Source organism: Pedobacter sp. BS3, assembly GCF_008274585.1.
Taxonomy (GTDB): Bacteria; Bacteroidota; Bacteroidia; order Sphingobacteriales; family Sphingobacteriaceae; genus Hufsiella_A.
Genome location: NZ_VTRT01000002.1, coordinates 119,769 through 133,610 on the forward strand (window position 1 = coordinate 119,769; position 13,842 = coordinate 133,610).

10 protein-coding genes are annotated in these 13,842 nt (G+C 44.3%); 7 read left to right on the forward strand and 3 right to left on the reverse strand.

The window, feature by feature from the left end; translation table 11 throughout:
- Nucleotides 1-66: 66 nt before the first annotated feature.
- From FW774_RS06140 to FW774_RS06155, 4 genes are all read left to right on the forward strand, one after another.
- On the forward strand, nucleotides 67-1,581 hold the full coding sequence (locus tag FW774_RS06140; RefSeq protein WP_149347299.1) for a sulfatase-like hydrolase/transferase: 1,515 nt from the start codon (nucleotides 67-69) through the stop codon (nucleotides 1,579-1,581).
- A 98-nt stretch (nucleotides 1,582-1,679) separates the two neighbouring features.
- Nucleotides 1,680-2,732 (forward strand): bifunctional diaminohydroxyphosphoribosylaminopyrimidine deaminase/5-amino-6-(5-phosphoribosylamino)uracil reductase RibD, encoded by a 1,053-nt coding sequence (ribD, locus tag FW774_RS06145; RefSeq protein ID WP_149347300.1) that lies wholly within the window; start codon nucleotides 1,680-1,682, stop codon nucleotides 2,730-2,732.
- Nucleotides 2,729-3,586, forward strand: a complete 858-nt coding sequence (locus tag FW774_RS06150) for an EamA/RhaT family transporter (protein ID WP_149347301.1) — start codon at nucleotides 2,729-2,731, stop codon at nucleotides 3,584-3,586. The genes ribD and FW774_RS06150 overlap by 4 nt, the downstream gene beginning before the upstream one ends.
- Nucleotides 3,587-3,588: 2 nt before the next feature.
- On the forward strand, nucleotides 3,589-4,200 hold the full coding sequence (locus FW774_RS06155; protein ID WP_187774830.1) for an IMPACT family protein: 612 nt from the start codon (nucleotides 3,589-3,591) through the stop codon (nucleotides 4,198-4,200).
- A 74-nt stretch (nucleotides 4,201-4,274) separates the two neighbouring features.
- Here FW774_RS06155 and FW774_RS06160 read toward each other — a convergent pair whose 3' ends face one another.
- The gene (locus FW774_RS06160) at nucleotides 4,275-5,582 is read right to left on the reverse strand and encodes a nicotinamide mononucleotide adenylyltransferase (RefSeq protein WP_149347303.1); all 1,308 of its coding nucleotides are present in this window, start codon (nucleotides 5,580-5,582) and stop codon (nucleotides 4,275-4,277) included.
- Between the two features lie 346 nt (nucleotides 5,583-5,928).
- Between FW774_RS06160 and FW774_RS06165 the strand changes: the two genes are divergently transcribed.
- The 3 genes from FW774_RS06165 to yidC all read left to right on the forward strand — a co-directional run bounded on the left by FW774_RS06165 (nucleotide 5,929) and on the right by yidC (nucleotide 9,892).
- A complete protein-coding gene (locus tag FW774_RS06165; RefSeq protein WP_187774831.1) occupies nucleotides 5,929-6,159 on the forward strand; it encodes a hypothetical protein in 231 nt (76 codons plus the stop codon).
- A 259-nt stretch (nucleotides 6,160-6,418) separates the two neighbouring features.
- Nucleotides 6,419-8,029, forward strand: a complete 1,611-nt coding sequence (locus FW774_RS06170) for a CTP synthase (RefSeq protein ID WP_149347305.1) — start codon at nucleotides 6,419-6,421, stop codon at nucleotides 8,027-8,029.
- 21 nt (nucleotides 8,030-8,050) lie between these two features.
- On the forward strand, nucleotides 8,051-9,892 hold the full coding sequence (gene yidC / locus FW774_RS06175; protein WP_149347306.1) for a membrane protein insertase YidC: 1,842 nt from the start codon (nucleotides 8,051-8,053) through the stop codon (nucleotides 9,890-9,892).
- A gap of 198 nt (nucleotides 9,893-10,090) precedes the next feature.
- On the opposite strand, the gene FW774_RS06180 is transcribed toward yidC, so the two are convergent.
- Complete coding sequence (locus FW774_RS06180; protein WP_149347307.1) at nucleotides 10,091-11,326, reverse strand: YdcF family protein; 1,236 nt, start codon at nucleotides 11,324-11,326, stop codon at nucleotides 10,091-10,093.
- Nucleotides 11,327-11,394: 68 nt separating this feature from the next.
- A complete protein-coding gene (locus tag FW774_RS06185; protein WP_149347308.1) occupies nucleotides 11,395-13,722 on the reverse strand; it encodes a PAS domain S-box protein in 2,328 nt (775 codons plus the stop codon).
- Nucleotides 13,723-13,842: the final 120 nt, after the last annotated feature.

Below are 13,842 nucleotides of genomic sequence, written 5' to 3' on the forward strand. Positions count from 1 at the left end.
GCATTATATTTTTACCTGCCTGCCAATAAACCTATATTTGGCTCAACATAACCAATCAATTATCCAATGAAGAAATACGTACTCCTTGCCTTTTGCCTGATTGCAGCCAACCAGTTGCTGGCACAAAAAGCGCCCAACATTATTTTAATTATGGCTGATGACTTAGGCTATGGCGATTTAAGCTGCTATGGAGCCACAAAGATCAGCACACCCAATGTGGATAAGCTGGCCAGCCAGGGTATCAGGTTTACCAACGGACATGCCACTTCCGCTACCTGTACCCCATCGCGTTATGCCCTGATGACCGGCAGTTATCCCTGGCGGAAATCCGGTACCGCTATATTACCCGGCGACGCAGCATTGATCATCCCTACAGATAAAACCACACTTCCATCCATGCTGAAAAAAGCAGGATATACCACCGCCATTGTAGGGAAATGGCACTTGGGTCTCGGCTCGCAGGTTGAAAAAGACTGGAACGGAGATATTGCTCCGGGGCCGAATGAAACAGGCTTTGACTATTCGTTCATTTTTCCGGCTACAGCCGACAGGGTGCCAACCGTTTTCCTCGAAAATCACCGAGTGCTGGCAACCGATCCGGCCGATCCCATCCGTGTGGATTATAAACAACCCGTAGGCAATGATCCGACAGGGAAGGAACATCCCGAGCTGTTAAAGATGCATTCATCTCCCGGGCAGGGACATGATCAAACCATTGTGAACGGTATTGGCCGCATTGGTTATATGAGCGGCGGAAAAAAAGCCCGGTGGGTAGATGAAGAAGTATCCAGCACCTTTCTTTCTAAAGCAAAAGGCTTTATCGAAGAGCATAAAGCCAAACCCTTCTTTTTGTGCATGACATTGACCGAGCCGCATGTTCCGCGTATGCCTGCTACCGTTTTTAAAGGGAAAAGCCAGTTAGGTTATCGTGGTGATGCCATTTTACAGCTCGACTGGACGGTGGGGGAAATTATGAAGCAGCTGGAATACCTGGGTATTTCTAAAAATACGCTGGTTGTTTTCAGCAGCGATAACGGCCCCGTATTAGACGATGGCTACCAGGATGGTGCGGTAACCCAGCAAAACGGCCATCAGCCGGCCGGCCCTTTTCGGGGTGGAAAATACAGCGCTTTTGAAGGCGGAACCCGTGTGCCTTTTATCGCAGCGTGGCCCGGCACTATCAAACCGGCAACTTCAGATGCGCTGATCTGCCAGGTAGATCTGCTGGCCTCATTAGCTAAGCTTGTGGGGCAGCCGTTGCCGGCAAACGATGCACCCGATAGCTTTAATATGCTAAATACCTTGCTTGGAAAAACCCAAACCGGCAGAAACGTACTGATTGAACAAGGCGGCGCTTTATGCGTTGTTAAAGGCAACTGGAAATACATTGAGCCGCACAAAGGTCCGGCGGTATTCAAATTGACCAATATTGAATCGGGTAATTCGCCCGAACCGCAACTATATGATCTGAGCAAGGATAAAGGCGAACAGCATAATGTTGCCGGCCAGCATCCGGAAATAGTAAAAGAGCTGGCAGCGCTGTTAGAACAAACAAAAACAGCAGGCAAAAGCCGGCCTTAGCTTACAAAAAAGCTGTTTAAAAAATGGCTTAGCGTTATCCGGCGCCGATCCATTGATAGAAAGCGCCATAAACGTATGCATTTATTACTTTTGCAGGCATGAACACCGACGAACGCTACATGCAACGTTGTATTGAGCTGGCCCGGTTGGGAATGGGCAGCGTCAGTCCTAACCCGATGGTAGGTGCTGTAGTGGTTCACCGGGATCGCATTATCGGCGAGGGCTGGCACCGGCAATTCGGCCAGGCCCATGCCGAGGTAAACGCGATAACCCACGTTTTTGAGCAGCACGATAATGGTGAAGAGCTGCTCCGGGCATCTACCCTGTATGTCTGTCTTGAGCCTTGCGCCCATTTCGGGAAAACGCCTCCCTGTTCCGACCTGATCATCCGGCACAACATTCCAAAGGTGGTGATCGGCTGCCGCGATCCGTTTGATGCAGTAGACGGCAAAGGCATTGAAAAACTGCGAAATGCGGGCGTTGAAGTTGTTCAGGATGTGCTAAAAACCGAATGCGAAGCGCTTAACAAACGCTTTTTTACCCGTATCTGCAAGCAACGGCCGTATATTATTTTAAAATGGGCGCAAACTGCTAACGGGTATTTCGCCCCGGCAGATAAAACGCAGCAATGGATAAGCGGCACCGAAGCAAAAACGCTGGTACACAAATGGCGCAGCGAGGAGGATGCAGTTCTGATCGGGAAAAATACAGCATTAGCCGATAATCCGCAGCTAACCACACGATTGTGGCCAGGCAAAAATCCCATCCGCATTGTGATTGACCGTAACCTGCAATTACCCGCAACACTCCACGTTTTTGACAATTCGGCAGATACCATTGTTTTTAATGCCCTAAAAACGGAACATCAGGATCATCTTCGCTACATTGAGGTAGAAGATTTTAACCATTATCTGCCGCAATATATTGCTTACCAGCTTTACCTCATGGATGTACAGTCTGTGATCATCGAGGGTGGCGCACAAACGCTCAATCTCTTTATAAAAAGCGGTTTGTGGGATGAGGCCAGGATGTTCGTATCGCCTGTAAGCTGGCAATCAGGTATCCCGGCGCCGCAAATTAACGGGCAACTTACCGCACAGGAAACCATCGGTCAGGATCTTTTACAAACGTTTATTCCCCTTGTGCAATGATCTATATCGCGTTAAGCATCTGTTGCAGCATTATTGTTTCGGTTATGCTTAAGCTGGCCAAACGCTATGAGATTGATGTAAACCAGGCCATTACCTGGAACTATTTCATGGCCATTATCCTGGGTCTGATCTTTCTGAAACCTGATTTCAGGAGCTTAAGCCCCGAACCTTTCCCGCTTTATACTGCCCTGGGAATATTACTGCCTGTTATATTCATTGTCATCGCGGCAGCCGTGAGGCAGGCAGGCATTATCCGTACCGATATTGCACAACGCCTGTCCTTATTTCTACCGCTTGGCGCATCATTTTTTCTTTTTAACGAACAGGTTTCCACCTATAAGGTTACCGGGATATTGCTGGGCCTTACGGCGATAGTATGCACCATTCCCCGGCGTACAACTGATCACCCTAACCATAGAAATACCGGCTGGTGGCTGCTATTGCTCACCTTCGCGGGCATGGGTTGTATTGATATCCTGTTTAAGGAAGTGGCGTTATATCGCACAGTGCCCTACACCACATCGCTCTGCGTTATTTACATCCTGGCAGCTATCGTCTCGTCTGCTATTTCCATCGGGCTGATCCTGACGGGAAGATCGCGGCTGTCGTGGATAACCATCGGATGCGGCTGGCTGCTGGGCATCTTCAATTTTGGCAATATTCTGTTCTACCTGAAAGCTCACCAGGCACTGGCACAAAAGCCCTCTGTGGTGTTTACCAGCATGAATATTGGCGTTATTATATTGGGCACACTGGTTGGTTACTTTGTCTTTAAAGAAAAGCTCACCCTCGTTAATAAAATCGGGATTATATTAGCTGTAGCAGCCATTATTATCATAGCCAGCCAGCAATAACCATGTTCGACAATAGTTATAAAACCATAGCGAAACCTTCTGAAGGATTATTTAAGGATAAAGGCAGCAAGTTTATCGCTTATGCGTTCCCGGTAGCTACAGAGCAGGAGGCCCGCCAAAAACTCGATGCCGTAAAAGCCGAACATCCTAAAGCCCGCCATCATTGCTGGGCATACCGTCTTACTCCCGACCGTTCTGTTTTCCGTATAAACGATGACGGCGAACCTTCCGGAACCGCCGGCCGGCCCATATTGAACACGCTGTTATCGGCTGATGTAACGAATATCATGCTGATCGTAGTGCGTTATTTTGGCGGAACCTTGCTGGGCGTTCCCGGGCTGATCAATGCGTATAAAACGGCTGCTGCCGATGCCCTGAAACAGGCTCAGATCATAGAGAAACCGATAACCGATATTTACCGGCTTGAATTTGCTTACCTGTACATGAACGATGTGATGCGCATTGTTAAAGAAGGCAATCTGCCTATTCTCAAACAGCAATTTGATAATACCTGCACTATCGAGCTGGCTGTCCCCAAATTACAGGTTAATGCGGTAGTTGATAAGCTGGAGCATATCGAAAATATTCAGCTGACTTACCTTTATACCAGTTAGGCGTGGTTTAACTGATTTGTTTAACCGTTCATCATGCACAAATACCATTTTTACCAATAGCCGTTCAACCAAATTTACACCGTCTTCACATCTTTCGTGTCAAATTCCTCGATATCGGTAATGTAATTATTACGCACCAGGAACTCAAAAAGCGGCTTAGCCTCGTACGATACGGGCATATTTTGCGTGGTAACGATCTCATTGGTCTTTTTATTGAGATAAGGATACGCATACAGCTTTACGTTACGGCTAAACAGATCGCTGATATAGGATAACAGCTCGTCGGTATAATTTTCGCCAAAGCTTTTAGAATCAAAGATACGTCTCAGGTTGGCAATGTTAGTGGATATGCCCACACTATTCGGCTTGCACCGGGAAAGGTAACGGGCCAGCTTATGGTTACGCGAAAAGTTAGATACAATTACGTAATTACCGGTAGCGCAAAGTTCTTCGGCACGGTCGGCAAATGCCTGCAGATCGTCGTTAACGATCTCTTCTTCGTTAAGCAGGTTGCTCATCAATACTTCAATCAATACCACCAGGTTTTTATCATCTACCTGCTGTGAGCGCTTAAACTGCTCTACTGCCCGGTTAAACAGGTCAAAGTTAGGGGTAGATCTTTGCCGGTATTTGGTGCGCAGTATCATCACATCCTTTTTGTACAGCACGTCTTTAGCCTGCTGAGCATTGGCATTTTTATCAAATATTGCCGCTCCCGAAAATCCTTTGGCTATGAGATACAGGTTTACCAGCCTGTCGTTAACATTTTTAAATAAATCGCCTTGTAAGCTGATCAGATCAATCTCAACCGAACCTTCCGAAAGATTATCCACCAGCGATTCTATCATAGTTTGTGTATCGTTATGGTGATAATAGGCTGCATACACCAGGTTTACGCCTAAAATACCCAGTACATTCTGCTGCAGGCTGGTATCGTTATCAAGCAGCCTGACGTGGAAAATAATTTCATTTTGAGGGCCATTTGGGGTTACCTGGAAATGAATGCCGATCCAGCCGTGAGGGTCGTTGGTTTTATTGAAGTTGAGCGTAGTAACCGTATTGGCAAATGAAAAGAATGTACAGCCACGATACTTTTCGCCAACCAGGCGCTCGGTTAGCAGGTTGTATTCATGGTTCAGCATTTTTTGCAACCGCGATTTGCTGACATATCTTCCTGAGGTTTCTTCGCCATATATGGAATTACTAAAAACCATATCGTATGCCGAAATGGTTTTGGCAACTGTTCCTGAGGCGGCACCAGCAGTAAAAAAGTTGCGGGCAACCTCCTGCCCTGCTCCAATTTCTGCAAAAGTACCGTAGATAGGCTGGTCTAAATTTATTTTTAATGCTTTACGCTTGGTTTCAAGTATCTCTCTGGCCATGCTACTAAAATACGTTTTTGAGATCAATCACAGGAAAATCTAAAAAGAAAAAGGGCCGAATAACAAGTATTCGACCCTACATCTACCTATGAAAAACATGCCCTTTTGGGAGGGCATCACAAATATAAATATAAAATCAATATTCAGCTATTTTTTTAACAAAAAAAATTGTTCAAACTTACATTAGCAAAATCACTTGATACACAATTAGATACACAAAAACAGATCCGTATATTTTTATCCATTTGGTCTGCCGGTTCAAAATATTTGGTTTATTTCTGCTTTTTTTAAAACCAATCCGGAAAAAATCCGTTAAAAAGCTACGATGGTGATTTCCCAAGATATATTGAAAAAGTTCAAAATAGAACCGGAGCTATTAACTAATGGAAAGATTAAGTACAAATTATTTAATCACTATTTTATTGAGGTGCTGGAAAAAAATGGCAGGTATTTGTATGAAGTTTTCTGGGAAAACTGGGGCAGAAAAATTGGCTTTAGTACCGGTGAATTATTAAATGAAAATGATTTTATCTATTTTCTTGAATATACACGTTCCTGCCACAGTTCTCATGAATAAGTTCTCTTAGTTGTTTTTGGGTTATTCTACATTAGAGCTAAGGCCTTGCATCTGCCGTTTCAAAACATGCTTAAGGGCCGGAAAAACATTTCACATCACATTTGCCTGTAGTATTTGCTACAGGCTTTTTTATTCAACAATAAAATAATTCTCCACACCGGTATCAGGCATCACAAAAAATCAGTACTTTTGTATCCCGTACAAAAACAAAGAACACAGGTTGAAAAAACCGTTTTTTGCTTAATCTTTTCAATATATCATGACCAAGTACATTTTTGTTACGGGCGGCGTAACCTCGTCGTTAGGGAAAGGCATAATTTCCGCATCATTAGCCAAATTACTACAAGCCAGGGGTTACCGGGTAACCATTCAGAAGTTCGATCCTTACATTAACATTGATCCGGGTACGTTAAATCCTTACGAGCACGGAGAATGCTATGTTACAGAAGACGGTGCAGAAACCGACCTTGACCTGGGTCATTATGAACGTTTTTTAAATACGCCAACATCCCAGGCCAACAATATTACAACCGGGCGCATCTACCAGAATGTTATCAATAAAGAGCGTGAGGGCGAATACCTGGGTAAAACCGTGCAGGTTGTACCGCACATTACCGATGAAATTAAACGCAACATGCGTATTCTGGGCGAAAGCGGTGAATACGATATTGTGATAACCGAGCTTGGAGGCACGGTAGGCGATATTGAATCATTACCCTATATCGAGGCCGTACGCCAGTTCAGGTGGGAAGCCGGGGCGCATAATTCGCTGGTTATTCATTTAACGCTTATCCCCTACCTGGCCGCTGCCGGCGAACTGAAAACCAAGCCGACACAGCACAGCGTTAAAACTCTGCTGGAATATGGAATCCAGCCCGATATTCTGGTTTGCCGCACAGAACACCACATTTCGACAGAGATCCGCAAGAAAATTGCCTTATTCTGCAACGTAAATATTAATGCGGTCATTGAATCGGTTGATGCTTCTACCATTTATGATGTTCCGCTGCTGATGCTGAAGGAGCAGCTGGACAAAACCGTACTGACCAAATTAAAGCTTCCGAATAAAAACGAACCGGACCTGGAAAGCTGGAAAGATTTTCTGGGCAGACTGAAAAACCCCACAGCCGAAATAAAGATCGGCCTTATTGGTAAGTATGTGGAGCTGCCCGACGCCTATAAATCCATCAACGAAGCATTTATACATGCCGGCGCTAAAAATGAGTGTAAAGTGCGTTTAAAACATATTCATTCGGAAGATATGCTTCCCGAGAATGCCGCCGAAAAGCTGGCCGGATTAGATGGAGTGCTGGTAGCTCCCGGCTTTGGAAGCCGCGGTATTGATGGCAAAATTGAGGCCATCCGTTATGTACGTGAGCATAATATTCCGTTTTTCGGTATTTGCCTCGGTATGCAATGCGCCGTTGTTGAATTTGCCCGCAACGTACTGGGTTGGAAAGACGCCCATAGCACAGAAATGGATCCTGATACGCCGTACCCGGTAATATCGATGATGGAAGAGCAGAAAAAGATAAAAAACAAAGGCGGAACCATGCGCCTGGGTGCCTATCCCTGCGAACTGAAAAAGGGAAGCAAAGCTGCCGCGATATATGGTAAATCGCGTATCTCTGAACGCCACCGTCACCGGTATGAGTTTAATAATCAATACCTTAAAAACTACGAAGATGCCGGTTTGATAGCTTCAGGCATAAATCCCGACAGCAACCTGGTTGAAATTGTAGAGCTGAAAAACCACCCTTTCTTTGTAGGAGCACAGTTTCACCCCGAATTAAAATCAACAGTTGCTAATCCTCACCCACTTTTTGTTAACTTTGTCGCCGCTTCGCTGGCCCATGCCAGAAAAAAATAATAACGACGATAGCACTTTATAATGGATAGAAATACATTCACAGGTCTCTTTTTAATCTTTATCATTCTGGTTGGCTCAACCTATTTTATCAATAAAGATTCGAAAAGCATATTAGACTCTAAAAAAACAACTACAACAAGCGCAAAAAAAGCACCACCTGTTACTAATCAAACAGTAAATGCTCCCTTAAAAATAGATTCTGCGATATTAAGTGGCCCGTTTGGAGCGGCACACAGTGGCAGCAATCAGCCGGTTGTGCTTGAAAATAAACACCTTAAAGTAAACATTAGTCCTAAAGGCGGACGTATCGAGTCGGTTTTGTTAAAAGAATTTAAAACGTACGATCAGAAGCCATTGGTAATGTTTCATGGCGATGACAACAAATTCGGATTACTGTTCAATGCTGCAGGCATTAACATTTCTACCAACGATCTGTACTTTACACCGCTATCTGACGCACCTGTCAGCGTAAGCAACCAGGATTCAGCATCGGTTACCCTGCGGTTAACGTATGCAGAAAATCGCTATATCGACTACATTTATTCCATTAAAGGCGACAGCTACAAGGTTGATCTGACTATTGCTACCAAAGGGATGCAGGATGTTATAGCCCCTGCACAACAACATTTAACCCTGAACTGGGAAGCTGTTTTAGAGCAAAAAGAGAAAGATATCAAAAGCGAGCACCGCTACTCTACTGCTTATTATCACCATAAAGGTGATGAGGTTGACCATCTTGACATCAGTAAAGATGACAAGAAAGAGCTTGGCGAAGATGGCAGCATAAAATGGATATCGTTTAAACAGCACTTTTTTTCTAATGTGCTGATAGCTAAAAGCGGTTTCAGCAAAGGCGTGCTCACCGTGAATACATTGACCCAGCCGGGAAAGGTAAAATCATTTACGGCCAACATGGAACTTCCGTTTAACCGTCAGGATGTAAATACGTACCCGATGGAGTTTTATTTTGGCCCCAACAAATTCAGCGTATTAAAGCAGCAGGGATACGATTTAGAGAAGCAGATCGACATGGGATACTGGCCGTTGAAATATGTTAATCGTTTCATCGTATTGCCAGTTTTCAACCTGCTGGAAACCTTTAACTGGAGCTATGGCCTGATCATCCTGGTACTTACTATCCTGCTTAAGCTGGTATTATCGCCATTAACGTACAAATCGTATCTATCGATGGCCAAAATGCGGGTTTTGAAACCTGAAATGGACGAAATAAAAGCCAAGGTTGGCGAGGATAATCCAACACTTCTACAGCAGGAATACCTCAAACTGTATAAAAAAGCCGGGGTAAATCCGTTAGGCGGTTGTATCCCTATGTTATTGCAGCTACCCATCGTAATGGCTTTCTTCTTCTTCTTCCCTAACCTGTTTGAATTAAGGCAGGAAAGCTTTTTATGGATGAAGGACCTTTCAACTTACGATGCGCTGATCACATTTCCCACCATACCGGTGCTGAATATGAACCATATCAGCCTGATGTGTATCCTGATGACCATTTCAACACTGATATATACCTATTTTAATAACCAGATATCAGGTGCAACCGGACAGATGAAATACATAGGTTATATCTCTCCTATTGTATTCTTCGGAATTCTGAACAGCTATCCTTCCGGTTTGAACTATTATTATTTCCTAGCCAACATGTTAACTTTTGGTCAGCAGTTTCTTATCCGCCAGATGGTGAACGATGAGAAGATACATGCCCGGATACAGGAAAATAAGAAGAAACCGGAAAGCGCTAAAAAGAAATCAGGTTTCCAGAAACGTATGGAAGATTACATGCGCCAGCAGCAGCAGAAAGGCCAGGCAGCCACCAAGCCTGCTACCGGCGGAAAAAAGAAATAACAATCAATAAAATTGTACAACTTAACGCTGACAGGGTTTTGAACCTTGTCAGCGTTTTTTATTTATGTAATTCAATGGCGCTAAGCTCCGGCTTAGTGGTTGTTTCTTCAAAGCCTCCAAGCCAAGCTTCGTGTCTTCACGAAGCTTTTCCCATACCGGTTCGTGAAGACACAAACCGGGGGCATTAGAACATATCCGCTATGGATCTAACGGGTCTATCGGGTTGGCCTGCAATACGGTAACTACAGGATAAAACGCATTCTCAGTGGCCGAAACCTGTTTTAAATCCCGGTAAGGAACATAACCAAGCTCCTTTACACCGCGTTTTGCCATTTTCAGGATATAATTATTTTGTGATACATCGGTCACTGTTAGCACCGGTTTATCGGCAGGAATGCCAAAGCGATAGATCATACGGCCTACGTTACGCATATTGGTGGTGGTATGCCGGGCATGAGGTTCTATAAAAACAGCATCGGCGGGTACGTGCAGTTTATCTACCAGGTATTTTTTCATTTCAACGGCTTCGCAAAATGGTGTTTTGTTGGGATGTACATGCCCGCCCGAAACCACAATAAACGGAGCCAGGCCTTTTTTGTATTGTGCTGCTGCACTATCGCAACGCACAGCGCCTCCCGGATCAAGGCTTACTCCCTGCTCTTCCGGCCCAAGTCCCGGAACCAGGATCAGGCTGTATGGATATTTTTTCCAGTTTGTGCTTTTAAGCTTTTTGCAGGGCTGCTCATTCAACCCCGCGTTAAGCGGTTCATAGCGGGCAGCTTCATCCCTATCGTTTAACCGTAATACCTTTACAGAAAACAACAATGGAACTGTATAAAACGTTCCGGCGCTATTGGCGCTCAATTGCTTTAATGAAGCGGTCAGTTGCTCTCTATACTGCTTATCGCCCGGCGAAAAGCTAATAGAATCAATTTTCGGATAGCGTGGCTTCTTCCCGCTTACATACACATCAAAAAGATTATTTAACCCTTCGGCTGCGTTGTACCAGGCTTTTCTTAAAAAGGCAGTATCGGCAAGCGATGTATAATTATTGTAATATCCGCCTGATCGCAATGTTGATACCAGCGTTTTAAACAACTTTTGCGTTTGATACAATTTAATAAGCTCATCACCTGCCTGTACAATTTCGGGCTGACTAAACTTCACTTTTTCGGTATAACAGGCTGCATCAGGGCAATTTTTTATGGCCTGACGGATACGGTCAAGCTGTTCTGACCTGATGCGCTGAAGAATGGCATCATTGTTAAGTATTTTTCCATATCCACCGGTTTCTAACACATGCAGGATATAAAAATTCTTCTCGATCAGGACTTCGTCCCTTGTGCCGGGCATCTGGGCAGCCCGGCCGGTAAAACCTGCGTTTACAAACAGTAAAAACAGGCATAATCGTAAAAAACGTAAGTTATGTTTCATCCTACCAAGATAGTGGATTATCGCCTATGATGGATTACCAATCGTAAATTTTACAGTTTGAGCCGCGTTCAGGCTTGTTCATCTGATGTGTAAAGTTCAATTTGCTCGGCCCTGGATACAATATCTTTAATAATAGTATCCATTTCCAGCGCTGAGACCAGGATATGTTGCAGCAATTCATCCTGGTTAATATCGGTACCGCGACAATTTTTGAGAATATCGATCAAGCCCATGATCCTGGCCAGCGGCGCCCTGACCACGTGTGATTGTATCCAGCCAATTTCCTGCAACCTGGCATTCTGTTTTTCTATTGCCCGGATATAATTTAACCGTTCTGTAATGTTAGTGGCTAAAACCACACTGGCATTTCTGCCTTTGTATGGCAACGGATTGGTTTGTATATCAACGTGTATCAGCTCTCCACTTTTTTTACGATGCACATAAACGCCATGATAAAAGATACCGGATTGCTGCTTTTTAGAAAGCCCGATGGCATCTAACATCTTCTGCCGCTCTTCGGGAGGCCGGATAGCCAATACATCCATCGATAGAAATTCTTCACGGCTATAGCCATATTGCTTGATGGCTGCCGTGTTAACATCCAGGAACATATACGTATCCAGATCGTAAACCCACATGGGTTGCGGACTTGAGTGAAACAGGTCACTGTATCTTTTTTCAGATTCGGCCAGCTCAAGTACTTTTTTTGCCCGCTCATTTTCAGCTTCTTTTTTATCTGAAATATCCAGGCCAATGCATTGTATCTCAGATGGTTTTCCGTCCGGAGTGGTAAGGCCTATAAAATGCCACAGGGTTGCCCGGATACCATCGTCTTTGATCTTATCCAATTCTACCTCATAAACTGTATTGGGATTGGCAACACAGTTATTTACTGTTTCTATTACCCGTTGATGATGATGAGGCAGAATGGTTAACAACGCGTTTACGCCGGTAAAATCCTCCTTATTGAAAAACCGGCTGAAATCTGCTATGTATTTTTTATTGGCATACGTGTAATTACCGGTCAGATCCATGCGGATAACATAATTGGTTTGGGCGTCTACCAGGTTTCTGAGCCGGGTTTCGCTGGCCAGCAACTTTTCCTGTATCTTTTTACTCTCGGTAATATCCAGGCAGGCGCCGATCATTTTGGCTGGTTTTCCATGTTCATCAAGCAACAACCGCCCCCATGATTTAAGATGCCTGATGCTGCCATCCGGGCGAACAATGCGCTCTTCAAATCCGACATCCCGGTGGTCTTTCAGTATTTTAGTGATATAACCTGACACGCGTTGGCGGTCGTCTGCATGAAGCAGTTCGAGGTAACCCTCATAAGTGGCCTTAAATGTGTTCCGGTCTACACCGTAAATCTCAAAAAGCTCATCAGACCAGGTAACTTCATTGGTTTTTATATCCCAAGCCCAATTTCCGAAATGTGCCAGCTCCTGCCCCTGCTTCATTAAAAACGAAGTTTCTTTCAGCAATTCTGAATTTTGCCTGTTCTCCAGAATGATCTTTAGGATGGCAGCGGTTCTGTCAATGGCTTTTAATTCATCTTCATCCGGTTTTCTTACAGTTTGATAATACATGGCCAGCGTAGCCATTACTTCGCCCTGAGCATTAATAACAGGCGTAGACCAGCAGGCAAGCAGATTATGTTGTAGCGCCAGATGCTTACACTGGGCCCAGCGAATATCTGTGGCAATATCACTTACAATGACTTGCTTTTTAAGAAAGGCGGCCGTTCCACATGAACCTGCATGCTCGCCAATGGGTATATTATCAATACTATTTTCAAAGGCTTTAGGTAATGATACAGAAGCCCAGTTGTTAATATATCCATTGTTTACTTTTAAAACGGAACACTGCATTCCCGGAAAAATGCGTTCAAGCCCTTCAATATAACGGGTTAATACGGTTTTAGAGACATTGTTTTGTGAATTGAGCTCAAGCACAATGCGTTCCAGGTGCTCCAGATCAGTTATACGGGTAAATTTCGTATGTGATACGGTATGGCTTTCACTACAGTCAGCGTTTTGCAGGGTGCATAAAATATACTTAATTGTTTGGTTTTTATTGAGAATGGGAGTGCTAACGAGCTCAAAGCATCGGCTTTCCGTATGCGCAGCCATTTCTTGCAGCCTGGTTTTGGCTGCTGCTTTTTTACGAATTGTTTTTTCAAGCGATTCCCGGATGGCTGCTTCATCACCGGTCACCAGGTCAGAAAATCCGTTCAGGAAACTTTGCTGCAGCAAGTCACCCCGCGGCTTTCCGCATAATGCTGCAAAGGCGCTGTTCGCATCAATGATAGTGAATTGGGGGGAATCTACCTGCACAAGCACCGTGGGTACTGGCGAAACATTGAATACCTCAGAAAAGTAATCATCGATTACCATAATTGCTTAAGCTATTTGTTTACATCTGAAGAGCATTAAAAACGCGTTATATATTATATTCACGCTACTCAAACCGCGGTATTTAGCAACTAAAATACTGATTTGATAACACAATACAAA

Bases quoted from the DNA above. Each gene is read 5' to 3' on its own strand.
- FW774_RS06140 (WP_149347299.1), top strand. From the start codon at position 67: ATGAAGAAATACGTACTCCTTGCCTTTTGCCTGATTGCAGCCAACCAG.
- ribD (WP_149347300.1), top strand. From the start codon at position 1,680: ATGAACACCGACGAACGCTACATGCAACGTTGTATTGAGCTGGCCCGG.
- FW774_RS06150 (WP_149347301.1), top strand. From the start codon at position 2,729: ATGATCTATATCGCGTTAAGCATCTGTTGCAGCATTATTGTTTCGGTT.
- FW774_RS06155 (WP_187774830.1), top strand. From the start codon at position 3,589: ATGTTCGACAATAGTTATAAAACCATAGCGAAACCTTCTGAAGGATTA.
- FW774_RS06160 (WP_149347303.1), bottom strand. From the start codon at position 5,582: ATGGCCAGAGAGATACTTGAAACCAAGCGTAAAGCATTAAAAATAAAT.
- FW774_RS06170 (WP_149347305.1), top strand. From the start codon at position 6,419: ATGACCAAGTACATTTTTGTTACGGGCGGCGTAACCTCGTCGTTAGGG.
- yidC (WP_149347306.1), top strand. From the start codon at position 8,051: ATGGATAGAAATACATTCACAGGTCTCTTTTTAATCTTTATCATTCTG.
- FW774_RS06180 (WP_149347307.1), bottom strand. From the start codon at position 11,326: ATGAAACATAACTTACGTTTTTTACGATTATGCCTGTTTTTACTGTTT.
- FW774_RS06185 (WP_149347308.1), bottom strand. From the start codon at position 13,722: ATGGTAATCGATGATTACTTTTCTGAGGTATTCAATGTTTCGCCAGTA.